General features: G+C 68.0%; 22 protein-coding genes. 12 read left to right on the top strand and 10 right to left on the bottom strand.

What is annotated here, in order from left to right; genetic code table 11:
• Positions 1-27: 27 nt before the first annotated feature.
• Entirely contained in the window at positions 28-1,677 is a 1,650-nt protein-coding gene (locus C8J40_RS03345; RefSeq protein ID WP_132895751.1) for a uroporphyrinogen-III synthase, read from the bottom strand.
• Between the two features lie 7 nt (positions 1,678-1,684).
• Positions 1,685-2,590 (bottom strand): hydroxymethylbilane synthase, encoded by a 906-nt coding sequence (gene hemC / locus C8J40_RS03340; protein WP_132895750.1) that lies wholly within the window; start codon positions 2,588-2,590, stop codon positions 1,685-1,687.
• Between the two features lie 64 nt (positions 2,591-2,654).
• Here hemC and tsaD point away from each other — a divergent pair, with 64 nt between their 5' ends.
• Positions 2,655-3,680 (top strand): tRNA (adenosine(37)-N6)-threonylcarbamoyltransferase complex transferase subunit TsaD, encoded by a 1,026-nt coding sequence (gene tsaD, locus C8J40_RS03335; RefSeq protein ID WP_132895749.1) that lies wholly within the window; start codon positions 2,655-2,657, stop codon positions 3,678-3,680.
• A gap of 11 nt (positions 3,681-3,691) precedes the next feature.
• Positions 3,692-4,669, top strand: coding sequence for an NAD(P)H-dependent glycerol-3-phosphate dehydrogenase (locus tag C8J40_RS03330; protein WP_132895860.1), 978 nt, complete (start codon positions 3,692-3,694; stop codon positions 4,667-4,669).
• Between the two features lie 206 nt (positions 4,670-4,875).
• Here the strand turns inward: C8J40_RS03330 and C8J40_RS03325 are convergent, their stop codons facing one another.
• Complete coding sequence (locus C8J40_RS03325) at positions 4,876-6,732, bottom strand: AsmA family protein (protein WP_132895748.1); 1,857 nt, start codon at positions 6,730-6,732, stop codon at positions 4,876-4,878.
• A 218-nt stretch (positions 6,733-6,950) separates the two neighbouring features.
• Complete coding sequence (locus C8J40_RS03320) at positions 6,951-7,109, bottom strand: DUF1674 domain-containing protein (protein WP_082441494.1); 159 nt, start codon at positions 7,107-7,109, stop codon at positions 6,951-6,953.
• A gap of 104 nt (positions 7,110-7,213) precedes the next feature.
• Here C8J40_RS03320 and C8J40_RS03315 point away from each other — a divergent pair, with 104 nt between their 5' ends.
• The 6 genes from C8J40_RS03315 to C8J40_RS03290 all read left to right on the top strand — a co-directional run bounded on the left by C8J40_RS03315 (position 7,214) and on the right by C8J40_RS03290 (position 14,769).
• Positions 7,214-8,491 carry a transcription antitermination factor NusB gene (locus C8J40_RS03315; protein ID WP_132895747.1) on the top strand — a complete coding sequence of 426 codons (1,278 nt, stop codon included), beginning with the start codon at positions 7,214-7,216 and terminating at the stop codon, positions 8,489-8,491.
• Positions 8,492-8,563: 72 nt separating this feature from the next.
• A complete protein-coding gene (gene rpe, locus C8J40_RS03310; RefSeq protein WP_132895746.1) occupies positions 8,564-9,220 on the top strand; it encodes a ribulose-phosphate 3-epimerase in 657 nt (218 codons plus the stop codon).
• A complete protein-coding gene (locus C8J40_RS03305; RefSeq protein ID WP_243693179.1) occupies positions 9,217-10,956 on the top strand; it encodes a heparinase II/III family protein in 1,740 nt (579 codons plus the stop codon). The genes rpe and C8J40_RS03305 overlap by 4 nt, the downstream gene beginning before the upstream one ends.
• 246 nt (positions 10,957-11,202) lie before the next feature.
• Entirely contained in the window at positions 11,203-12,765 is a 1,563-nt protein-coding gene (purH, locus tag C8J40_RS03300) for a bifunctional phosphoribosylaminoimidazolecarboxamide formyltransferase/IMP cyclohydrolase (RefSeq protein WP_132895745.1), read from the top strand.
• 319 nt (positions 12,766-13,084) lie between these two features.
• Positions 13,085-13,423, top strand: coding sequence for a P-II family nitrogen regulator (locus C8J40_RS03295; protein WP_056053652.1), 339 nt, complete (start codon positions 13,085-13,087; stop codon positions 13,421-13,423).
• A gap of 11 nt (positions 13,424-13,434) precedes the next feature.
• Complete coding sequence (locus tag C8J40_RS03290; RefSeq protein WP_207901141.1) at positions 13,435-14,769, top strand: ammonium transporter; 1,335 nt, start codon at positions 13,435-13,437, stop codon at positions 14,767-14,769.
• 699 nt (positions 14,770-15,468) lie between these two features.
• Here C8J40_RS03290 and C8J40_RS03285 read toward each other — a convergent pair.
• The 3 genes from C8J40_RS03285 to recQ are packed head-to-tail and all read right to left on the bottom strand — an operon-like array spanning position 15,469 to position 18,058.
• Positions 15,469-15,867 carry a hypothetical protein gene (locus tag C8J40_RS03285; protein WP_132895743.1) on the bottom strand — a complete coding sequence of 133 codons (399 nt, stop codon included), beginning with the start codon at positions 15,865-15,867 and terminating at the stop codon, positions 15,469-15,471.
• On the bottom strand, positions 15,864-16,292 hold the full coding sequence (locus C8J40_RS03280) for a TIGR01244 family sulfur transferase (RefSeq protein ID WP_132895742.1): 429 nt from the start codon (positions 16,290-16,292) through the stop codon (positions 15,864-15,866). The genes C8J40_RS03285 and C8J40_RS03280 overlap by 4 nt, the downstream gene beginning before the upstream one ends.
• Positions 16,289-18,058, bottom strand: coding sequence for a DNA helicase RecQ (gene recQ / locus C8J40_RS03275; RefSeq protein ID WP_132895741.1), 1,770 nt, complete (start codon positions 18,056-18,058; stop codon positions 16,289-16,291). Before recQ ends, C8J40_RS03280 begins: the two co-directional genes overlap by 4 nt.
• A 276-nt stretch (positions 18,059-18,334) precedes the next feature.
• On the opposite strand from recQ, the gene C8J40_RS03270 reads away from it, so the two are divergent.
• From C8J40_RS03270 to C8J40_RS03260, 3 genes are all read left to right on the top strand, one after another.
• Positions 18,335-18,634, top strand: a complete 300-nt coding sequence (locus C8J40_RS03270; RefSeq protein ID WP_132895740.1) for a metalloregulator ArsR/SmtB family transcription factor — start codon at positions 18,335-18,337, stop codon at positions 18,632-18,634.
• A complete protein-coding gene (locus tag C8J40_RS03265; protein WP_132895739.1) occupies positions 18,616-19,272 on the top strand; it encodes an SdpI family protein in 657 nt (218 codons plus the stop codon). Before C8J40_RS03270 ends, C8J40_RS03265 begins: the two co-directional genes overlap by 19 nt.
• A gap of 93 nt (positions 19,273-19,365) precedes the next feature.
• A complete protein-coding gene (locus C8J40_RS03260; RefSeq protein WP_132895738.1) occupies positions 19,366-20,280 on the top strand; it encodes a hypothetical protein in 915 nt (304 codons plus the stop codon).
• A 30-nt stretch (positions 20,281-20,310) separates the two neighbouring features.
• Here the strand turns inward: C8J40_RS03260 and C8J40_RS03255 are convergent, their stop codons facing one another.
• Positions 20,311-22,140, bottom strand: a complete 1,830-nt coding sequence (locus C8J40_RS03255) for an ABC transporter ATP-binding protein/permease (protein WP_132895737.1) — start codon at positions 22,138-22,140, stop codon at positions 20,311-20,313.
• A 134-nt stretch (positions 22,141-22,274) separates the two neighbouring features.
• Between C8J40_RS03255 and C8J40_RS03250 the strand changes: the two genes are divergently transcribed.
• Entirely contained in the window at positions 22,275-22,505 is a 231-nt protein-coding gene (locus C8J40_RS03250; RefSeq protein WP_132895736.1) for a hypothetical protein, read from the top strand.
• 74 nt (positions 22,506-22,579) lie between these two features.
• On the opposite strand, the gene C8J40_RS03245 is transcribed toward C8J40_RS03250, so the two are convergent.
• On the bottom strand, positions 22,580-23,527 hold the full coding sequence (locus C8J40_RS03245) for a phytoene/squalene synthase family protein (protein WP_132895735.1): 948 nt from the start codon (positions 23,525-23,527) through the stop codon (positions 22,580-22,582).
• Positions 23,528-23,711: 184 nt separating this feature from the next.
• Complete coding sequence (locus C8J40_RS03240; protein WP_132895734.1) at positions 23,712-24,293, bottom strand: TIGR00730 family Rossman fold protein; 582 nt, start codon at positions 24,291-24,293, stop codon at positions 23,712-23,714.
• Positions 24,294-24,305 lie beyond the last annotated feature (12 nt).

Raw genomic sequence — 24,305 nt, 5'->3', positions numbered from 1 at the left:
GGCACCTGCGCCTGGCGTTCGAAGATCTCAGACTCCGTCCGCCGCGGATGTCTCCGGCGCGATGATCTCGGGAACCGGCGTCGGGATCACTACCGGGGTGGGTTGTGGCTGACCCGCCTGGCCGATCAGCGCGGTGTTCTCGATCACGTCGAGCGCCTGGCGTGCGGTGACGTAGCGGCGGGCGGCGTCCATCCAGTTGCCGGCCTGCGCCGCCCCGGGCAAGCGCGCCACTTCCGCCCTTGCCGCCTCGACCTGCCCCGCTTCGAGCAACCGGCGAACGCGCGCGAGGCGGTCGGCGGGCATCGGCGAGGGCGTGCCGGCCTTGCGCAGTACCACCAGCGAATCGATCTGGTGCTGGATCGTGTCGAGCCAGCCCTCGCCGGTCGAGGTCGTGATGTCGGGCGCGATCGTGTCGAGGCCCTGGCGGAGGTCCTCCAGCGTTACCGGCTGACGCGCGGCCTGGATCAGCAGCATCGTCGCGCGCGGCTGGGCCTGGCCGAAGCGCAGGCGAAGCTGCTCCTCGAGATAGCCGAGCCCGACCCCGCGATCGAGCGCGCGTCGTGCGGCGAACGCGACCATCAGCCCTTCGGCGCGCGTCGCCTGCCCGCCGGCGGCACTGGCATCGGTGGTGATCGCCGCGGTGCGCGCCTCGAGCGCGGTCAATTGCGCCGCCAGCGTCGCCTCGCGCGTCGCCAGCACAGCGGTATCGACCGGCGCGGCGGCCTGCGGCTGGCCATCGGGGCCGAGCGGCTGCGACGGGATATACCCGGTCGCGGACGACGAAGCCTTTTGCTGCGCAGTCGTCGAACCGGCGGTCGAATGGGTGAAGCCGAACCAGGGCACCGTCTTGGCCGCATACGCCATCAGGCCAAGGCCCGCGACGAACGCAAGCCCGACCAGGACGAGGATGACGCCCATTTTGGGTCCGCGTGCCCGTGGGCGATCGGTAGGCACGTAGTCGCTCATGGCGTGCTTATCCCCGCCGCGCGCCGGATGGTCAATCGTGCGTGTGTTCGCAGACGCAGCAGCGGTTGCGACAACCGCGGAATCGCTCGGTTCGGGCGCGATCGACACGGCGCCCCAGCCTGTCCCGGCGGCGTCGCCGACCGCTTGGCTGATCGCGACCAGCGCGATGCGAGACCGGTCCGCGCCGGCGCCATCGGCGAGTTCGGCCAGCCGCGTTGCAGCGCGCGCGGAATGCACCAGGACCACGGTATCCTCGAACGATCGAGCGACGTCCGCGGAGACCGGTACGGCGTCGCTCGCATAGACGGTGACCGCCTCGACGCCGTCCTCGGTCGGCGCCCGATCGCGCCCCGCAAGATGCAGCAACCGCGCGAAACCCCGGTCCCGCGCCTCGGCCACTACTGCGCGCGCATTCTCGCCGCCCGTCACCGCGACCGCGAACCCGGCCTCGCTCGCTGCCGCCGCGGTCGAGGCACCGACCGCGACGACCGGCAACCGCTTGAACAGGTCCAGCCCCGTGCCGCCATGCCGCACCGCGTTCGCGCTCGTCAGCAACAGCCCGTCGAACCCGGTCGGGTTGGGCGGCGTCCAATAGACCGGCACCACCGCGAACAGCGGAACCTGCTGCACCTCCAGCCCGAGCGTACGCAGCGCCGTCGCGGTGCGCGTGTTGCCGGGCTCCGGCCGCAGCACCACGACCATGCGGGTCATCGGGGCATCATGCGGCGAACAGTCGCCGGACGCTGGCGGGCGCGCGGGTCAGCAAATCCTCCGCGAGCGCGGTGCCGAGATCGTCGTCGACCGTGCCCTCGATCGATCCCGCGATGTCGCACGCGCCGTCCTCGGCGATCAGTTCGGCGCGCAACGTCAGCGTCTCGCCCGCGAGCGACGCCAGCGCGGCGACCGGCGAATGGCAATCCGCCCCCAGCCGCGCGAGCAACGCGCGCTCGGTCAGCACGCACAGGCTCGTGTCGCGGTGGTCGATCGCCGCGACGATTTCGCCCGCCGCGCTCCCGGCGAGCACCTCGACGCCGACCGCGCCCTGGGCTGGCGCGGGCAACATCACGTCGGTCGGGATCGCATGACCGTCGTCGCGCCCGAGCCGGTCGAGCCCCGCCGCCGCCAGCAGCGTCGCATCCATCTCGCCGCTCGCCACCCGGCCGAGCCGCGTGTCGACGTTGCCGCGGATCAGCACGATCTCCAGGTCGGGCCGCAGCCGCAGCATCTGCGCGCGCCGCCGCGGCGAACTCGTGCCGACAACCGCGTGCGGGCGCAGGTCGGCGAGCGTCTCCGCGCCGATCAGCCGGTCTCTGACGTCGGCCCTCGGGAGCATCGCCGCGATCTTCAGCGTCGCGGGTCGGATCGTCTCGACATCCTTCATCGAATGCACCGCGCAATCGATATCGCCGTCGTGCAGCGCGCGATCGAGTTCCTTGGTCCACAGCGCCTTGCCGCCGATCTCGGCGAGCGCGCGATCCTGCACGCGGTCCCCGGTCGTGCGGATCACCACGATCTCGACCATTTCGGGCGACCAGCCATGCGCCGCGCACAGTGCATCGCGCACCATGCCCGCCTGGGTGAGCGCCAGCGGCGAACCGCGCGTACCGAGCCGAAAACGAGTCATCCGGTGGGCCATGCAGAAAGGAGCCCCCTTCGACAAGCTTCTCGCACGCATATACAGACACGCGATGATCATCCTCGGCATCGAATCCTCCTGCGACGAAACCGCCGCCGCGCTCGTCACCGGCGACCGTCAGGTCCTCGCGCACCGCCTGCTGGGGCAGGAAGCCGCGCACGCCCCGTTCGGCGGCGTCGTCCCCGAAATTGCCGCGCGCGCGCATGTCGAGGCGCTCGAACCGCTGATCGTCGCGGCCCTGGCCGACGCGAAGCTGACGCTCGCCGACGTCGACGCGATCGCCGCGACCGCCGGGCCGGGGCTGATCGGCGGCGTCATGGTCGGGCTGGTGACGGGCAAGGCGCTCGCCCATGCGGCCGGCAAGCCCCTGATCGCCGTCAACCACCTCGAAGGCCACGCGCTCTCGCCGCGACTGTCCGACCCCGATCTCGAATTTCCGTACCTGCTGTTGCTGGTATCCGGCGGCCATTGCCAGTTGTTGCTGGTCGAGGGCGTCGGCGCGTACCGGCGGTTGGCGACGACGATCGACGACGCGGCAGGCGAGGCCTTCGACAAGACCGCCAAGCTGCTGGGCCTCGGCTTCCCCGGCGGCCCCGCAGTCGAACGCGCCGCCGCGCTCGGCAACCCGAAGGCGGTCCCGCTGCCCCGTCCGCTCAAAGGCACGGCCGAACCGCATTTCTCGTTCGCCGGCCTGAAGAGCGCCGTCGCCCGCGTCGTCGGCCAATATTCTCCTGAAGATCTCGCCGCGTCGTTCCAGGCCGCGGTCGTCGATTGCCTGATCGACCGCACGACCAAGGCACTCCGCACCTCGCACGGCGCCACCGCGCTGGTCGTTGCGGGCGGAGTCGCCGCGAACACCGCGGTCCGCTCGGCATTGCAGACGCTCGCCAGCGCCCACGGCCTCCGCTTCGTCGCACCGCCGCTCTGGCTCTGCACCGACAACGCCGCGATGATCGGCTGGGCGGGCGCCGAGCGCTTCGCCGCCGGCCTCACCGACCCGCTCGACGTCGCCGCCCGCCCGCGCTGGCCACTCGATCCGAACGCCGAAGCGGTGCGTGGCGCAGGAGTGAAGGCATGACTGCCGCTGCTATGAAGATTGGGGTCATCGGCGGCGGCGCCTGGGGCACCGCGCTCGCACAGGTCGCCGCGCACGAAGGTCGCGAGGTGGTCCTCTGGGCGCGAGAAACCGCGGTGGTTGAGTCGATCAATACGCACCACGAAAACAGCCTGTTCCTAGCCGGCGTCGCGCTCTCCCCGACGATCCGCGCGACCGAAGACCTCGCGGCGCTTGCCGACATGGACGCGATTCTCGTCGTCGCCCCCGCGCAGCACGTCGGCAGCGTCCTCGCCGCCGCCCCGGTCGGCCGCATCCCGCTCGTCCTCTGCGCCAAGGGCATCGAGGCCGGCAGCAAGCGGCTCGTCGGCGAGGTCGCTCGCGCCGTCCACCCGAACGCGCCGATCGCCGTCCTCTCCGGGCCCACCTTTGCGCACGAAGTCGCCGCCGGCCTCCCCACCGCGGTCACGCTCGCCTGCGAGGATGCCGACCTCGGCGAACGCCTCGCGACGCGTCTCGCCGCGCGCCATTTCCGCACCTACGCGTCGACCGACGTCGCCGGCGCGGAGATCGGCGGCGCAGTAAAGAACGTCCTCGCGATCGGCTGCGGCGTCGTCGAGGGGGCAGGGCTCGGCCAGAACGCGCGCGCTGCCTTGATCGCGCGGGGATTCGCCGAGATGACCCGCTTCGGCCTCGCCCGCGGCGCCCGCGCGGAAACGCTCGCCGGGTTATCGGGGCTGGGCGACCTTGTCCTCACCTGCTCCTCGACCAGTTCCCGCAACTTCTCGCTCGGCGTCGGTTTGGGGAGAGGCGACTCCGCCGCGACGCTGCTCGCCGATCGCCGCACCGTCGCGGAAGGCGCCTTCACCGCCCCCGTCCTCCGTGAAGCCGCGCGCGACGCCGGCGTCGACATGCCGATCACCGAGGCCGTCTGCCGCCTGTTGGAAGGCGCCCCCGTCAGCGACGTCATCGGTGACTTGCTCGCGCGGCCATTGAAAGGTGAGGCGGGCTAAAACTGTTTCCCCGCGAAGGCGGGGACCCAGACTGGGCTCCCGCCTTCGCGGGAGAACAGAGGGGGAGCCGACCTCGTGATCCTCCCCCGCAAGGGGGAGGTGGCTGGCGCTTGCCAGACGGAGGGGGCGGAAAGGGAAACCTCTGTTCCGTGTCCTCCCCCTCCGTCGCTTCGCGCCACCTCCCCCTTGCGGGGGAGGATCAGAAATTATCGCAACACTCGCGCCGCCAACCCCGAGCAATCCGCATCGCTCGCCGTCGGCCCCTGCTTGCCAGTAATCGCGCGGCCGATCGCCTTGAAGATATTCCCCACCGACTTCACCTCGGGCGGGATCGTCACATTGGGCCGCTCGATCGTCCCGGTCATGTACGCCGACCCCGGCAGCCGCAGCAGCGCATGCTGTTTCGGCGTGCCCGTCAGCCGAATGTTCAGCGTCTCCCCCGGAAACACCACGCTCCCCTGGCCGCGCAACTGGCTGGCCGTGGTATCGACGATCATCGGATCGACCCGCCCGCGCCCCCGCGTCACATCGAGCTTCAACACCAAGCACCGCAGCCCCGCCCGCTCGCCATCCTTAGCCAGCAGCGCGCGCGCCGCATCGAAGCCTAACGCGGCCGCAATCCCCTGCGGCAACTGCCCATCCCGCGCGACGAACCCGATCGTCCCGTCCGACCGCCCGACCGCCGCACGGATCGTCTCGCCCGGCCCCTTCAGCCGCACCCGCGCGCTGACATTGCCACTGAAATCGCCACCGCCGCCCGCCAGCGCCTGTACGCTGCTCCCGCGCAACCTGAGGTCGATATCCACCGTCGGCACCTTCCGGTCGCCGCGCTGGTCGACCGTCACCTTGCCCGTGACGTTGCCATGCGACAGTCGAGCGACCAGATCGCTCAACGTCAGAAGCTGGTGATCGATCGCCAGCACGCCCTTGGCGGACAGGATCGGCGACGCACCGTTGCCGCTTACGATCCGGCCGATCCGAAACCCCATCCACGCATCGGTCCTGTCGATCTTGCCGATATCGATCCGCGTGTTCGGCACCAGCCGCGGCCCGATCCGGCGTTCCAGCGCGGCGCCCTCCGCCTTGCCCTCGTCCGACGCCAGATCGCCGAAATCGAACTGGCGCGAGACGATGTCGCCATCGACCTTGCTACGCCCCGCCTGCTTGTCGACCGTGACGTGCCCTGCAAAATCCGACCGTCCGACCACGCCCTTCAATTGCGTGACGGTCCATTTCGGCTGGTCGTGCCGGACATGCGCGCTGAACGAAACCGGCTGTGTGCGGAACAGCCCCGCCTCGATCACCGCGTCGATCAGCTTGAGATCGGCCGCGCGCGCCGTCACGTCGAGGCTCATCGCGTCGGTATCGAGCGGCCGGTCCATCAGCCCCTTGGCGGCAATCGAAAGAGCATAGCCATCGATCGACGCGGTGAACGGCCAGGGCTTGCCCTGGAATTTCTCCACCGAAGGCCCCGCGACCGCGATCCGCACCGCCGCCCCGCGGATCGTACCGCTCCCGTTCGCGCGGATACCGTGCACCGGATCCGACACGAACCGCGCCGTGACGAAGCGGTCCTGCTTGTCGTCGCGATACTCGATCACGCTGTCGCTGATCGTCAGCCCGTCGAGATCGGTCGAACTGCCGCCGCCCTTTGGCTTGCCCGGCCGCTCCCAGTTGGTCCGGCCGTCCTTGTCGCGCACCAGCACCAGATGCAGTCCGCGCGCCTTCACGTCGCGCGGCCCGAACGCGCCCTTGAGCAAGCCCATGCCAGAGAACGTCGCCTCCGCCTCGCGCAGGTCGACGAAATCACCTTTGCCCGCCCAGTCGGCCTGGGGGATCCGCACGTTCGTAATGCGGATCGTCGGACTGAACCCGAACGCGTCGACCCGCTCGATACCGCCGATCGTCACCGGCCGCCCGAACCGCGCGGTCAGCTGCCGCTCGATCACGCCTTTCAGCGATCCCCACGGAAACGCGGCAAGCCCCACCAGCCCCAGCACGAGCACGCTCGCGACGACGATGCCGGTGACTTTAACCCAGCGTTTGCGAAAGAATCCCCTCATCGACACGGCGACGCGCCGGACGGGTAATCGTTCCGCCTGCGTCAGGATCGCTGCCGCAGATTACATCCGTTCGCCCTAGACATTGCACCACCCCGGCGGAGGCCGGGGCCCAATTGGGGAACGTCGCCAATGAAGGGTCGCGCTTCGTTACGACCACCTTTCCAACTGGGCCCCGGCCTTCGCCGGGGTGGCGGTAGGTATTGGGTGCGGCAAGCCCCTCAGAAATCGATCGCCATGCCCTTCAGCTCCCAATCGCCATAGCGCGTAGGATCTCGCGGCTCGGGGTCCTTGTCCGGCACGATCGCCTCGGGTTTCGGGACCGGCGTATTCTTCGCAAGATATTCTGGTGGCTTCAGATGATCGGGGCGCTGGCCCATCGCGGCTCTCCGGATTTGCGTGTTGGCGTCGTAACCGCCACATGGGCGCTGCCGCGCGATTTTGCCATAACAGCCGCGCGGCAAACCGAACGCGAAGGACCTTCATGCCCGACTATACCCACGCCCCCGAACCGCTCGGCGTCCCGACCCGCCGCGCCGCGCTCCGCCTGCTCGACGCCGTCCTGCGCCGCGGCGAGTCGCTCGAATCCGCGCTGCCCGCCGCGACCCGCGCGATCCATGGACCCGACCGCGGCCTTGCGCACGCGATCGCCGCCGAGACGCTGCGCCGCCTCCCCGATCTCGACGCGATGATCGATTCGGTCACCAAGACCAACCTGCCCGACGATGCCAAGGCGCGGATGGCGCTGCGGACTGCGCTGGTCCAGGTGCTGATCCTCGGCACCCCCTCGCACGCCGCGATCTCGACCGTGTTGCCTTTGGTGGACGGTGGCCCGCGCAAGCTCGTCCACGGCGTGTTCGGCACGCTGTTCCGCGCCAACATGCTGCTCCCCGAAGTGCCGACGCTGCCGGCGCCCGTCGAACTGCGCTGGGAAGCCGCGTGGGGCGAGGAGATGGTCGACGCCGCCGGCCGCGCGATCGCGCAGGTGCCGCCGCTCGACCTGACGATCGCCGACCCGTCCGAGACCGAAGGCTGGCGCGAGAAACTCGGCGGCGAAAGCTTCATGCCCGGCCATCTGCGCCTCGGCGATCACGACTCCGTCCCCGACATGGCAGGCTTCGGCGACGGCGCCTGGTGGGTCCAGGACATCGCCGCCTCGCTCCCCGCACGCCTGCTGGGGAAGGGGGAGGGCCACGTCCTCGATCTCTGCGCAGCCCCCGGCGGCAAGACGTTGCAGCTCGCGAGCGCCGGCTGGACCGTCACCTCGGTCGACAATTCGCAGAGCCGCATCAAGCGCCTCCGCGAGAACCTCTACCGCACGCATCTGAAGGCCGAGGTCGTCAACGCCGACATCCTCGAATGGGCGCCGACCGAGCCCGCCGACGCGATCCTGATCGACGCGCCGTGCAGCGCGACGGGCATCTTCCGCCGCCACCCCGACGTCCTCCACCGCGTCCGCCCCTCGATCATCGCCGAAACCGCCGCGCTCCAGGCGCGCATCTTCGCGCGCGCGGCGGACTGGGTGAAACCCGGCGGCACCTTGGTGTACGCCACCTGCTCGCTCGAACCGTCGGAAGGCGAAGCGCAACTCGACGCGTTCCTCGCCGCCCGCAGCGACTACACGATCGCCCCGGTCGACCAGTCCGAACTCCCCGCCGGCATCACCCCCACGGAAACCGGCACCATTCGCACGCTCCCCGGCATGCTGGCCGACCAAGGCGGCTGCGACGGCTTCTTCATCGCAAGATTGAAGCGCAGCTAACCAATCCTCCCCCTGGCGGGGGAGGATCATGAGGGACTTCGCACCACGCGAATCCCACGCTAGGACACGATCATGCAACCCGTCCGCATCGCCCCCTCGATCCTCTCCGCCGACTTCGCCAAACTCGGCGAGGAAGTCCGCGCCATCGACGCAGCCGGCGCCGACTGGATCCACATCGACGTGATGGACGGCCATTTCGTCCCCAACATCTCGTTCGGCCCCGCGGTCATGAAGTCGGTCCGCGGCGTCACCACCAAGCCGTTCGACGTCCACCTGATGATCTCGCCGGTCGACGCGTATCTCGACGCGTTCGCGGAGGCCGGCGCCGACTGCATCACCGTGCATTACGAAGCCGGGCCGCACATCCACCGCTCGCTCCAGCACATCAAGGGCCTCGGGAAGCGCGCCGGGGTGGTGATCTGCCCCGGCACGCCCGCGAAGATGCTCGACTACCTCATGGACATGGTCGACCTCGTTCTCGTGATGAGCGTCAACCCGGGCTTCGGCGGGCAGAGCTTCATCCCGAGCCAGCTCAAGAAGATCTCGGCGATCCGCACGATGATCGAAAAGAGCGGCCGCGCGATCGATCTCGAAGTCGATGGCGGCGTCGATGCGGAGTGGGCCAGGCGCTGCATCGAGGCCGGTGCCGACGCACTGGTCGCGGGCACTTCGGTCTTCCGCGGCGGACCATCGCAATACGCTGCCAACATCGCCGCGTTGCGGGGGTGAACGAAGCCCCCGATCATGTAACCGATCCCGCCCCCGACGGGATCGACGAAGGCCGCCGCCTGATCCGTCTCGGCGGCGACAAGGGGCTGTCGCTCGCCGATCGGCTGGCGGAGCGCTTCCACCGCCTGACGTGGCGCACCCCGCTCCACACGCTGCGCCTAAAGGGGCGGTATCCGCTGAAGCTGATCGCGGTCCCCGACGACCCGATCCTCGGCGACATCCCGCGCGGTACAATGCTGCTCGAAGGCGTCCTCTCTTTCCGCGGCGAAGCGCGCGATATCGAGACGCTCGATCTATCGAAGCCGCTCCCCAAACCCTTCGCCGAATACCTGCAAAGTTTTGCGTGGCTGCGCGACCTGTCGACCGTCGCGACCCGTGCGCGGGGCGCCCCGATCGCCGAATACCTCATGGGGCTCTGGCTGACCGCGCACGCCGACACGCAGGGTGGGATCGCATGGCGCCCCGACATGTGGGGCCGCCGCATCCTCGCCTGGACCGCGCATGCCCCGCTGATCCTGTCGTCGTCGGACCAGATCTATCGGTCGAAGGTGCTCAACGCGCTCGCAAAGGGCGCACTCCACCTCGATCGCAATGCCGACAAGGCTCCGGCGGGGGCCCCGCGCATCGCCGCCTGGTGCGGAGTCGTTGCGGCGGGCCTCCTCATTCCCGGCGGCGAACCGCGCCAGGCATTCGGCGAGGCCGGCCTCCTCCGCGCGCTCGGCACCGGTCTGTTCGACGATGGCGGCTCGGTCTCGCGCAGCCCGGCGATGCTGCTGGATTCGATCCAGCTGCTCACCCTCCTCCAGGAAAGCTACGCTGCGCGCAGCGCCGAACTCCCCGAGACGGTCGCGGTCACGCTCACGCGGATGGTCGCGGCGCTGCTCGGTGTCGCCCACGCCGATCGCGGCCTGTCGAGCTGGCAGGGCGGCGGTCCGGCCAGCGAAACGCAGGTCGCAGCGGTCGTCGAAGCCAGCGGCGTCCGCACCCGCCCGCTCCGTCAAGCGCGCGACTGGGGCTATCAACGCCTCGCCGCCGGCACCGCGGTGCTGATCAACGACGCCGCGCCGCCGCCGATCGCACGCCTCGTCGAAGGCGGCTGCGCCTCGACGCTCGCGTTCGAATTCTCCGACGGCCCGGCGCGGATCGTCGTCAATTGCGGCGGCGCACGCGCCGGCATCGCGCAACTGCCGCCCGCGATGGTCGAGGGTTTGCGCTCCACCGCCGCGCATTCCACGCTGACGATCGCCGACAGCAACTCGACCGCGATCCTAGCCGACGGCACGCTCGGCCGCGGCGTCGGCGAAGTCGAGCTCAGCCGCCAGGAATCGGATGCCGCCAGCCGAATCGAGGCGAGCCACGACGGCTATGTCCGCCGCTGGGGCTTCCTCCACCGCCGCCAGCTGATGCTCACCGGCGACGGCCGCGAACTCCGCGGCGAGGACGCGCTGTTGCCGCAGGGCCGCAAGCGACGCGCCGGGTTGTCGTTGTTCGCGATCCGCTTCCATTTGGGCGCGGGCGTGCAGGTTTCCCCCACGGCCGACGGCCTAGGCGCGATCCTCCGCCTGCCCGGTGGTCCGCTCTGGCAATTCCGCTGCCGCGGCGGCGCGCTGGTGGTCGAGGACAGCGTCTGGATCGACGCCGACGGTCGCCCGGTAGCGACGCAGCAGCTGATGATCACAGGCGAAGCCGCGGCCGGCGGCGCAAGCGTAAGCTGGGCGCTGAAAAAGGCCGTCTGACCGAAGGCCACCCAAGGTGAAATGCACCACCCCGGCGGAGGCCGGGGCCCAGTTGGAAAGGTGGCAATAACGGAGCGCCGTCACCGGTTAGCAACGTCCCCCAACTGGACCCCGGCTTTCGCCGGGGAGGTGTTATTGTTCGGAATGGCGCGGGATGGCGGCATTCGCGCGCAACCCGCCCTCTGTTCCCGGGCGGCAACCAACGCTAAGGCACCGCCGCACGGCGACCCCCGACGAAAGACCCTCATGACCAGCATCCCGATCAAGCGCGCGCTCCTGTCCGTTTCCGACAAGACCGGGATCGTCGATCTCGGCAAGGCGCTCGCGGCAAATGGCGTAGAACTCGTCTCGACCGGCGGCACCGCCACGGCCCTCCGCGCCGCCGGCCTGGAAGTCCGCGACGTCAGCGAACTCACCGGCTTCCCCGAGATGATGGACGGCCGCGTCAAGACGCTCCACCCGATGGTCCACGGTGGCCTCCTCGCAGTCCGCGACGACGCCGGCCACGCCGCCTCGATGGCCGAACACCAGATCGGCGCGATCGACCTCGTCATCGTCAACCTCTACCCGTTCGAGGCTACGGTCGCAAAAGGGGCAGATCGAGAAACGGTGATCGAGAACATCGACATCGGCGGCCCCAGCATGGTGCGCTCGGCGGCCAAGAACCACGCCTATGTCGCGATCGTCACCGACCCCGCCGACTACGCTCTCGTCTCCGGCGGCACCACCACGCTCGACGACCGCAAAAAGCTCGCCGCCAAGGCCTTCGCCACCACCGCCGCCTATGACTCGGCGATCGCGACCTGGTTCGGCACGGTAGATCAGGCCGAGGAATTCCCCGCCACCCTGCCGATCACGCTCAAGCGCGGCGACAGCTTGCGCTACGGCGAGAACCCGCACCAGTCCGCCGCCTTCTACACCGCAACCGGCAGCGTCCGCGGTATCGGTCAGGCCCGCCAGCTCCAGGGCAAGGCGCTTAGCTACAACAACCTCAACGACGCCGACGCCGCGCTCGAACTCATCGCAGAATTCCGCGACGCCGAGCCCTCGGTCGTGATCGTCAAGCACGCCAACCCCTGTGGCGTCGCCACCGGCGCCACGCTCGCCGAAGCCTATGCCGCGGCGTTCGCCTGCGACACGGTGTCCGCATTCGGCGGCATCATCGCCGTCAACCGCACGCTCGACGCCGAAACCGCGCGCGCAATCACCGGCATCTTCACCGAAGTCGTCGTCGCCCCCGATGCCGACGAGGAGGCGATCGCGCTGTTCGCCGCCAAGAAGAACCTCCGCCTGCTGCTCACCGGCGACCTCCCCGATCCCGCGCGCGCCGGCTTGACGGCCAAGTCGATCGCCGGCGGCTGGCTCGTCCAGGGTCGCGACAACGGCACGCCGGGTGAGTTGAAAGTCGTCACCAAGCGCCAGCCGACGCCGCAGGAACTCCTCGACTGCCGCTTCGCCTGGACCGTCGCCAAGCACACCAAGTCCAACGCGATCGTCTACGCCAAGGACGGCAGCACCGCGGGCATCGGCGCCGGCCAGATGAACCGCCTCGAATCCGCGCGCATCGCCGCGTGGAAGGCAAAGGACGCCGCGGAGAAGGCCGGCTGGTCCACCCCGCGCACGATCGGCTCGGCGGTCGCCTCCGACGCGTTCTTCCCGTTCGCCGACGGATTGCTCGCGGCGGTCGAGGCCGGCGCGACGGCGGTGATCCAGCCCGGCGGCTCGATCCGCGACGCCGACGTCATCGCCGCGGCGGACGAAGCCGGCCTGGCGATGGTCTTCACCGGCATGCGCCACTTCCGCCATTGAGTTTGGCATGGGGCTGGCGGGGGCAAGCAAACCCCGTCATCCACCCACTCCGTCGCCCTCCCACTCCGTCATGCCGGGCTCGTTCCGGCATCCACGGTCCCGCAAACCAAACGCTCGTGAGTACGCGGCGCGGTGGATGCCGGAACAAGCCCGGCATGACGGAAAGATAGCTGCCCGTTTTTCGAGCACCCGCACCGCACTGCACAAGTTTTAACCGCCAATTCCCTTCTGCGCGCCCCCGCAAGCACACCTCACCCCTCCACACCGCAACTGGCACGCACATTGCGAGGCCCCTTCCGTAACAAGGGGAAGGGGCGCGATGAAACTCGTCATTGCCATCATCAAGCCGTTCAAGCTCGACGAGGTGCGCGAAGCGCTCACCACGATCGGCGTGGCGGGCATGACGGTCACCGAGGTCAAGGGGTTTGGCCGTCAAAAGGGCCAGACCGAGATCTATCGGGGGGCCGAGTACAGCACCAACATGGTGCCGAAGATCAAGATCGAGGTGGTCTGCGCCGCCAGCCTGTCCGACCGCGTGGTCGAGGCGATCCAGGCATCGGCGAACACCGGCGCGATCGGCGACGGCAAGATCTTCGTGCTCGACGTCGGCCAGGCAGTGCGGATCCGCACCGGCGAAACCGACGATTCAGCGCTCTGAGGGGGGACATGATGAAGCATGACATGAAAAAGGCCGCCGTCGCGGCTCTGGGACTTGGAGCGGCGATGATCGCTGCCGCCCCGGCTTGGGCTCAGGCTGCTGCCGCGCCTGTCGCGACCGTGAACAAGGGCGACACCGCCTGGATGATGACGTCGACGCTGCTGGTGTTGATGATGATCGTCCCCGGCCTCGCGCTGTTCTACGGCGGTCTCACCCGGTCGAAGAACATGCTGTCGACGATGACGCAGATCGGCGCGGTCGCGTGTCTCGCGATGCTGTTGTGGGTGATGTACGGCTACACGATGGCGTTCGGCGACGGCGGCGGCGAGTATATCTCGGGCTTCGGCAAGGCGCTGCTCCGCGGCATCACGCCCGACTCCACCGCGGCCACCTTCACCGCAGGCGTCGCGATCCCCGAATATGTCTTCATCTGCTTCCAGATGACGTTCGCCGCGATCACCGTCGCGCTCGTGCTCGGCTCGGTGGTCGAGCGGATGAAGTTCTCGGCCGTGATGGTGTTCGCCATCGTCTGGCTGACGATCGTGTACTTCCCGGTCGCGCACATGGTGTGGGCATCGGGCGGCAAGTTCTTCAAGATGGGCGCGCTCGATTTCGCCGGTGGCACCGTCGTCCACATCAACGCCGGTGTCTCGGCGCTGGTCGCGGCGCTGATCCTCGGCAAGCGGATCGGCTATCCCACCGATCGCATGGCGCCGCATTCGCTGACGATGACCGGCATCGGCACCGGGCTGCTCTGGGTCGGCTGGTTCGGCTTCAACGCCGGCTCGGCCCTTGAGGCTAATGGCTCGGCCGGGCTAGCGATGCTCAACACCTTCGTCGCCACCGCCTCGGCGGGGCTCGCCTGGATGCTGATCGAGCGCGTCAACGGCCACAAGGGCTCGGCACTCGGCTTCTGCTCGGGCATCATCGCCGGCCTCGTCGCGGTCACCCCTGCGGCCGGCAATTCGGGCCCGTTCGGTGCGATCATCCTCGGCGCGGTCGCCTCGGTGGTATGTTACTACGCGGTGACGGTCCTCAAGCCGAAGCTCGGCTATGACGATGCGCTCGACGCGTTCGGCATCCACGGCATCGGCGGCATGATCGGCGCGATCGGCACCGGCATCGTCTATTCGCCAGCGTTCGGCGGCCCCGGCAAGCCCGATTTCGACATGGGCCACCAGTTGTTCGTCCAGATCGCTGCTGTTGCGACCACGATTGTCTGGGCGGCGATCGGCACCGTGATCGCGATCTACATCGCCAAGGCGCTGACCGGCTTGCGGGTCTCCGAAGAAGTCGAGCGCGAAGGCCTCGATCTCGGCGAGCACGGCGAACGCGCCTACGACTAGTTCGGTAGCGGGCCGACCGAGCTCGCACCCACGACGTTCCTCCTGCGGACAACCTTGGCTCGGTGTGGCAACACACCGGGCCATTTTTTATGTCGATCGAAGTGGTACTTCGATCGAGTGTGAGGGGGGTAAGGACACCCACCATGTTCTCCCGCGAACGCGGGAGCCCAGGACCAAGCAGAGCAACGGCGGTTCAATTCCCCTCCCGCTTGCGGGAGGGGTTAGGGGAGGGGCCGACGTACGTACTGGCGTCCGGTCCATGAGGCTAACCCCTCCCCCGACCCCTCCCGCAAGCGGAAGGGGAGCAGAAGATCGCGGTCTCCCCGCATCGGTCGTCCCTCATGTCCTAAGCGCTGGTACCCCCCGGCGAAGGCCGGGGCCCAATTGGCAAGGTCGATGTAACGAGGGAAAGTCCGTCGTTATCGCCGTCCCCTAATTGGGGCCCGGCCTTCGCCGGGGTGGTGCCGGAGCCCCGATACGACCAGCGCAAACACCCCCACCCGTTCGTGCTGAGTAGCGACCGAGTAGCTCCGTCAGGAGCGTATCGAGGGCGCGTATCGAAGCATGGGTTCCGCGCGCCAACCCCTCCTTCGATACGCCGCTTCGACAAGCTCAGCAGCTACTCAGGACGAACGGGGAGGGGCAGCGGGGCGGTAGAGGGGCCAGGGCGCGTAAACCGCGACCCAGCAAAACGCGCGGCTAAACCCGAACGCTCTTCGGCGCCAACCGGCGGATATCCAGCACGTCGACCTGCGCCAGCATCACCGCCCCCAGCGCCTTGTCCCCCGTCTCCACCAGAATCCCCTCGCGGGTCGCGCGCACCGTCCGCCAAGATACCTCGCGCACCGCCAGCCGCTTGCCAATCCGCTTCACTGCAGCAACGCGCCCGTCATCCGCAATCGCCAGCGCCCCCTGGCCATCCGCCCCCACGACAGCACCCGCCACCGCAAAACCGGCAAGCTGCGCCTGCGCCGCGTCCGCCGCCTCTTCGGGAGTCTCGATCTTAACGACCCGCCGCATCCGAACGGCTACCCAGCCCAGGCTGGCGAGCAGCACCACAACGACGGCCACGATGCCGCCGACGATCGCAGGTGTCATCGCGGCCCTGCGAGCGCGTCCAGCATCGGTCGGATACCGCGCAGGTCATACCCGGCGTCCTCGGCCTGCGCGAGCAGCAGGTTCGGGTTCCGCCCAGCCTTCGCCGCCGCCAGTGCCCACAAATTGCAGCTCCGCGTCCCCGACCGGCAATAGGCCAGCACAGGCCCGTCCGAATCCGTCAGCGCCTGCGTCATCGCGTCGATCTGCGGATGCGAGAACCCCGCATGCGTCACCGGGATCGAGACGTATTTCAGCCCGGCCGCTTCCGCCGCCGCGCGGATCGCGTCGCCCGAAGGCTGCCCCGCATCCTCGTCGTCGGGCCGGTTGTTGACGATCGTCTTGAACCCCGCCGCAGCGATGTCCGCAACTTGCTCGACCGCGATCTGTGGCGCGACCGAAATACTTTCGTTTATATGCCGTATCATGCGGACTCGCGGATCACCTGGAGGAAGGCATCCCCATAGGCGTCGAGCTTCCGCGCGCCAATGCCTGATAACAGGCTCAGCTCGGCGCGCGACGATGGCCGCTGCCGCGCAATGTCACGCAACACCGAATCGTGGAAGATGACATACGGTGGAACGCCCGCTTCCTTCGCCAGATCGCGCCGCCGCACGCGCAACGCCTCGAACAGCGGATCGTCGACCGGGTTCGGCACGGCGCCAACCGCACCCTTCCGCCGCCGCTCGCGCTTGGGCGGCACGACGATCGACACCGCCGCCTCGCCCTTGAGGATAGCCTTCGCCGCCGGCCCGAACTCGAGGCCCCCATGCGGATTGGTCCGCAACGCATCCTTCAGCATCAGCGCCCGCGACACCGGCTTCAGCAATGCCACCTCGTCGCCATCGACGATCCCGTACACCGACAGCCCCTCATGCCCGTTCATCAGGCTCCGTTCCGACGAAACGCCGGTGAGGATGCCTTCGATATACCCCACGCCGTACATCTGCCCGGTCCGGAACACCGCCGACAGGAATTTCCGCGCGGTCTCGGTCGCATCGACCGCATCGACGTTGCCGAGGCAATTGTCGCAATTCCCGCAATCCTCGAGCCGCTCCTCGCCGAAATGCTTGAGCAGGATACGCCGCCGACATCCCGCCGTCTCGACCAGCCCGCCCATCGCCGTCAGCCGCTGCCGCTCGCCCGCCTGCCGCTCGGGCTCGACCTCGCCGATCCGCTGCCGAGCGCGCGCGAAATCCTCCGCGCCCCAGAACAGATGCGCGATCGCCGGATCGCCATCACGCCCCGCGCGCCCCGTCTCCTGATAATAGGCCTCGATCGACTTCGGCAGCCCGGCATGCGCCACGAACCGCACGTCGGGCTTGTCTATCCCCATCCCGAACGCGACCGTGGCACAGATCACCATGTCCTCGCTCGCGACGAAATCCGCCTGGTTCTTCGCGCGCACCTGCGGATCGAGCCCGGCATGATACGCCCGCGTCGGCCGCCCGCTCCGCCCCAGCGCCTCGGCCAGCTTCTCGGTCGCCGCCCGCGTCTGCGCGTAGACGATCCCCGGCCCCGGGATCTTCTCCAGGATATCCGCGATCTGCCGATTGACGTTGTCACGCCCCGAAATCGCATAGCGGATGTTCGGCCGGTCGAACCCCGACACGATCAGCCCCTCCTGCGAGATCCCCAGCTGCTCGAGAATATCCGCGCGCGTATGCGCATCCGCCGTTGCGGTCAGCGCGAGGCGCGGCACATCCGGAAAACTGTCGAGCAAAGGCCGAAGCAGCCGGTAGTCCGGTCGGAAATCATGCCCCCACTCACTCACGCAGTGGGCTTCGTCGATTGCGAAGAGCGACAGTTTGGCCTGGCTCAGCAGGTTGCGAAAACTCTCGTTCGAAGCCCGCTCCGGCGCGACATACAGCAGGTCCAGGTCGCCCGCCCGAAACCGCGCGATAGTCTCCTCGCGGTTCGTATCGACGCTCGTCAAAGTCGCCGCCTTGATCCCAACCGCTGTCGCCGCGCGCAATTGGTCATGCATCAACGCGATCAGCGGCGACACGACCACGCACGTCCCCTCCAGCATCGTCGCCGGCAACTGGTAACACAGCGACTTCCCCGCGCCGGTCGGCATCACCGCCAGCGTCCGCTGCCCCGCAAGCACCCGATCGACGACATCGCGCTGCACCCCGCGGAAATCGGGAAAACCAAAGATGCGCTGGAGATCGGGAAGGGGGTCGAGTGCCATTGCCGCCTAGGTAGCGATCCTAGGGGCGATGTCGAGGATAGTGGGGGTGTTATCGCGATGGGGGAACCGGGATTGGGCATCGCCCCAGCCAAGAATTCACCACCCCGGGGGAGGCCGGGGCCCAGTTGGCAAGGTGGAAGTGACGACGCGATGTCTCCCCTCATCAGCCGCTCCCAACTGGACTCCGGCCTCCGCCGGGGAGGTCCTAGACCTGTGCGCTGCGATATAATAATTAGCCATATTGCTAATTAGCCTGTGTCCTAATATAAACCTCCCATGGACTTGGTCTTCGACGCCCTCGCGCACCCAACGCGCCGCCGCATTCTCGAGCTGCTCAAAGGCGGCGCGATGACCGCGGGCGCGCTCGCGGATGCATTCGCGGTGTCGAAACCGACCATGTCGAACCACTTCGCCAAGCTGAAGGCGGCGGGCCTGATCCAGGCCGAGAACCGCGGCACGTCGATCGTCTACACACTCGACCTGTCGGTGATAGAGGAGGTGGTGATGGGTTTCATGGGCCGGCTCCGTGTCGGCGACGCACACGAAAAGGGGGACACATGCGCTACCGAAACCTGATCATAGCCTCGGCACTGACCACCGTCGGTCTCGCGATCGTCGCGGCCGTCGCGCTGGGTAGATTGCCCGCCGGTACGCAACTCCCGACGCACTGGGGGCCCGACGGTCTCCCCGATCGCTTCGCCAACGCCGGCACCGCGTTGTTCATGCCGGCCGCGCTCACGATCGCAATATCGCTGATGATGGCAGCGCTGCCCTCGATCGAACCGATGCAGGACGAGCTCGAGCAATCCGCGCCGCTCTATCGCACCGGCTGGGTCGGGCTGCTCGGCATCATGATCCTCGTCGAGGCGATGGTCGCCGCACCCGCCTTCGGTCTCGCGCTACCGCCCACGACGATGCTCGTCGGGATCGGCGCGCTGTTCGTGATGCTCGGCAACGTCCTGCCCAAGTCGCGCCCGGGCTTCTTCGTCGGCATCCGCACGCCCTGGGCGATCATGGACCCGGACAACTGGATCGCCACGCACCGCTATGGCGGCCGGATCATGCTGGCGTCGGGCCTCGCGCTGATCCTGGTCGCGGTGCTGCCGCTGCACAGCGAAACCCGCACCGCGTTCGTCGTCGCCCTCATGCTTGTGACCGTCGCGACGCCGATCCTCTATTCCTTCTTCTACTGGCGCCGCACCCGCGCGGGGTAACGTCCAATCGGTCGAGATCCGTCCGATCACGCACTGCGCCCGTATTGCCCCAGCCCGGCTGTTCGCCCATCCTTGGCATCGAACGGGGGCTTCATGATACGCACACGCTCGGCACTGGCCGCGATCCTCGCGCTATCTGCGCTTACCGACGCGGCGACCCCCGCCCACGAACGTATCGTCAAGGGTGACGGGATCATCAACGCGACCATTACCGGCGTCGCGGGCCGCATTCGCATCGACCCCTCGGGCACCGCGATGCCTCTGGTCACCACCGCCTCTGCCGAACGCGCCAGACTGAAATCGGGGATGATCGGTTTCGGTTTCGACTACGCGATCGGCGCCGAGCACGTCTACGGCAAGACCGGGGTCGCCCAGATCGACCTTGGTACCGGCCCGTTCAAGCACCGCATCGGCTGGACCGCGCGCGCCTACACCCCCACCGCAGATGGCGTCGTCGGCCCTGCCGGTGTTCCCGAAGACGTCGTTCGCTTCGTCTTGCGTGCACCAATCATCGGCGAACGCACCGTGACGCTGTCGATGACCGACCAGGGCGGTCTCGCGAGCGGCTGGGGCGAACGCTACGCCGTGATAGATCTCGGCGGCCAGCCTTTACGCGTCCGCTTCGACCCCTATCACGCGCGCACGCTCGCCACCGCCAGTGCCGCCGCCCGGATCGCCGCAGCGCAGGGCGGCACGCTCCAAGGCACAGTCGACATGGTCGAAATTGCGTTCGGGATCGAACGCCCGGTCCGCACCATGACGCTCGCGCGTCCGCTGACCGTCGGACCCCTCCAGTTCGCCACGCTTGGCGTCCGCACCGCCGATTACGGCTCGACCGCCGGAATCGCCGACGCCGCAGAGCCTATCGACCCGGATGAAATCGTCATCACAGCCAAGGGCAAGAAATCCGGCCGCGACCGCCTGTCGATCGGCGCCGACCTGCTCGTACGCTGTTCCAGCATTATCTTCGACAAACCGGCAAAACAAATTCGCCTGACCTGCGACTGAGCCCGCCTGCTATCCGACAGGGATCAAAACCTACTCCGCCGCCAACGCCCCATCGTCATCACCAGCCCGCTCCTGCGCCTGTCGGTTCCACATCTCCGCATACACGCCGCCGTCCCGCAGTAGGTCCGCGTGCGTCCCCTTCTCGACGATCCGCCCCGCCTCCAGCACGACGATCTGGTCCGCATGCACCACCGTCGACAGCCGGTGCGCGATCACGATCGTCGTCCGCCCCCGCTCGATCGCCTCCAGCGTGTCGAGGATCTCCGCCTCGGTCCGGCTATCCAGCGCCGAGGTAGCCTCGTCCAGGATCAAGATCGGCGGGTTCTTCAACAACGTCCGCGCGATCGCCACGCGCTGTTTCTCGCCACCCGACAGCTTCAACCCACGCTCGCCCACCCGCGTCTCATACCCCAGCGGCTGGCGCTCGATGAACCCCGAGATCGCCGCCCCCTTCGCGGCAACCTCGACCTCGGGCATCTCCGCGCCCTCACGCCCGTACGCGATATTGTACCCGATCGTGTCGTTGAACAGCACCGTATCCTGCGGCACAATCCCGATCGCAGCCCGCAAAGACGCCTGCCGAACCTGCGCAATATCCTGCCCGTCGACGGTAATCCGCCCGCCCGTCAGGTCGTAAAACCGGTAGAGCAACCGCGCGAGCGTCGACTTGCCCGCACCCGACGGCCCGACCACGGCCAGCGTCGATCCCGCCGGCACGTCCAGTTCCAGGTCGCGAAGGATCGGCCGCCCCGCGTCATACCCGAACGACACCCCCTCGAACCGCACATGCCCCGCGCTCACCGCCAGCGCAGGAGCACCCGGCGCATCCACCACGGTCGCGGGCGTATCGATCAGATCGAACATCGCCGCCATGTCGAGCGCCCCCTGCCGGATCGTGCGATACACCATCCCCAGCAGGTCAAGCGGCCGGAACAGCTGCGCCAGCAGCGTCGACACAAACACCACGTCGCCCGCCGACGCCTCGCCGCGGCTCCACCGCCACACGACGAAGCCCATGCCGCCCGCCAGCATCACATTGGTGATCAGCGCCTGGCCGAGGTTCAGCCACGCGAGCGAATTCTCGCTCTTCACCGCAGCCTCGGAATACGCCGTGATCGCGCTGTCGTAGCGCCGCGCCTCGCGCTCCTCCGCGCCGAAATACTTCACCGTCTCGAAGTTCAGCAGCGAATCCACCGCATGCGCGACGGCGCCGGTATCGAGGTCGTTCATCCGCGCCCGCAGCGCATTGCGCCAGTCGGTCACCATCCGCGTGAAAAGGATGTAGCCGACCACCATCACCACAGTCGCGACGACCAGCGGCCAGCCGAACTTGGTCCAGAACAGCCCGAGCACCAGCACCAGTTCGAACACCGTGGGCGCGATGTTGAACAGCAGAAAATACAACATCGTATCGATGCTCTTGGTGCCGCGCTCGACCACCTTGGTGACCGCACCCGTCCGCCTGGACAGGTGAAAATCGAGGCTCAGCGCATGGAGATGGCGAAACACCTGCGCCGCCAGCCGCCGCGACGCGTCCTGCCCGACGCGCTCGAACACCGCGTTGCGCAGATTGTCGAACAACGTCGTCCCGAACCGCGACGCCGCATACCCGACCACCAGCAACACGACGAGCGTCAGCGCCCCGCGATCGTTCCCCGCCATCCGGTCAACCGCGTATTTCAGCGTAAACGCTGCGCCAAAGACCTGGATGAGCTTCGACGCGATCACGAGCAGCATCGCGACGACGATCCGCGCCTTCAGCTTGGGCTGCCCCGCCGGCCACAGAAACGGCAGGAAGCGGCGGAGAGTCGGCAGCAACGGCTGGTCCGCGCGGGTGGAGGTGTAGGTATCAGGGGGCATGGATCGACGCGATGTAGGCGCAGTCAAGCCCCGGTGAAAGCAGTTGGGGGAACAATCCTGCCACTTCGTCGCTTTTATCGATACGTCCTGCCGCAACGGCACGCTCGTAATTGGGCCCGCAACCGGAGAGTGAAATGGAACCGCTGTTCTACGTCATGGCGATCATGGGTTGCGGCGACGGCAATGTGAACTGCACCGAGGCCCGCGTGATCCCGTCGCGCTACGAAACGATGGCGCAGTGCCGCGCGGCGCTGCCCGACCAGCTGGCGCGAAACACCGATGTTCCCTACCCGATGATCGGCGCGAATTGCCGTGCGCAGGGCCAGTTGATGGCAAAGACCGGCAAGGCGAAGTCGCAGGGCTAGACTGTTTCCCCGCGAAGGCGGGGGACCCCGACTGGACTCCCGCCTTCGCGGGAGAACAAACTAGCCGGCAGTGATCACCTAGGTCGCGTCCACAACCGAGCATCCCTCGGAGCCCGCGGATACAGGGTCTCCCGCCGCGCGGCCTCTCGCGCCGCCTTGGCGATAAACCCCAGTTTTTGCATCCCTGACGTGGTCACCCGGTGATCCCACGCATGCTCGCGCCGAGCCGCCACGGTCCGCCCGATCGCCCCATAGATCCCCGCCGCCGACAGCACCGCCCAGGCCGATCGAAACGACAGCGCCGGCGTCCCCTCCCGCGCACTAGCCTCGAACGCAGCGGCCCGATCCGCCATTCGCTGCGTCAACAGCGCAAGCCGCGACCGGAACGGCGGCTTCATGTGCTGGCCCGGCGGAAAGTCCATCTCGACCAGCCAGTCCTCGGGCAGATAGCACCGCCCGACGCGGTCATCCTCCTCGACATCACGCGCGATGTTGGCGAGCTGGAACGCCATCCCCAGGTCGCATGCGCGATCGAGCGTGTCCTCGTCGTCGGGATCGACGCCCATCGCGATCGCCATCATGCATCCGACGACGCCCGCGACATGGTAGCAATATTTGTAGAGGTCGTTCTCCGACCGCGGCCGCCACTCGCGCGCATCGAGCGCAAACCCCTCGACCAGATCGCGCGCGAACCGCTTCGGCAGCCGGGTTTCGGCGGCGAATATCCGCAGCGCATCGAACGCCGGCTCACCGACGACTTCGCCTGCTAAAGCCTGCTCGGTCATCGCCGACAACTGCACCAGTCGGGCCGGCGCGTCGTCGACCACGGTCATCCCGTGGCCATGATCCTGCCCATCCGCGATATCGTCGCACCTCCTGCACCACGCATAAAGCAGCCACGCCCGCTCGCGCGTCGGCTTGTCGAACAACAGGCTGGCGGCGGCAAAACTCTTCGACCCGCGCGCGATCGATTCATGCGCGGTAGCAACGATCGCTTCGCGCGAGGGGAGGGGGGGGGTCACGACCTACCCCCCAACGCTACCACCCTTACAGACTCCACCCCGGCGAAGGCCGGGGCCCAGTTGGGGGACAAGACTTGGCAGACGTTGCGCGTCGTTACCTCGACCTTTCTAACTAGGCCCCGGCCTCCGCCGGGGTGGCGGCGGGCTTTGGGGTGGCGGCAGGTGCTGGAGCGAGCCGTCAACTTCACAAATCCGACGCGTTCATCCGCACGATCGGCCGCGTCGGCACGTGGGCGGCCATCCGGTCGAGCAGCACATCCAGCGTATCCGCCACAATCAGCAGATCCCGGTGCTGCGGCCGCAGGAAACCAACCTCACCCATCTTCTCCCAGAACGCGATCAGGTGATCGTAATAGCCCGCGGTATTCAGCAACCCGACCGGATCCGCATGATAGCCAAGCTGCGCCCAGCTCAGCGCTTCCCAAAGCTCGTCCATCGTCCCGGTCCCGCCCGGAATCGTCACGAACCCGTCGCTGAGATCGGTAAACATCTGCTTGCGCTGATGCATGCCGGTCACGACATGCAACTCGGTCAGCCCGCGATGCGCAACCTCCGCATCCACCAGCGCCTGAGGAATAACGCCGATAACCTCGCCACCGCCCTCCAGCGCGGCATCCGCGATCGCGCCCATCAGCCCGGTCCGCCCACCGCCATAAACGAGGCCAATCCCCCGCGTGGCAAACGCGAGCCCCAGCGCCCGAGCGCCCTCGATATAGACAGGATCAGCCGGCGTCGCCGACCCGCAATACACAGCAAGTCTCTTCATCCTGCCTCGCTA

The organism is Sphingomonas sp. PP-CC-3A-396 (assembly GCF_004343105.1).
In the GTDB taxonomy this organism is placed as follows: Bacteria; Pseudomonadota; Alphaproteobacteria; order Sphingomonadales; family Sphingomonadaceae; genus Sphingomonas.
Note: the sequence above shows the minus strand (reverse complement) of the source record. Positions and strands in the feature narration are given on the sequence as shown.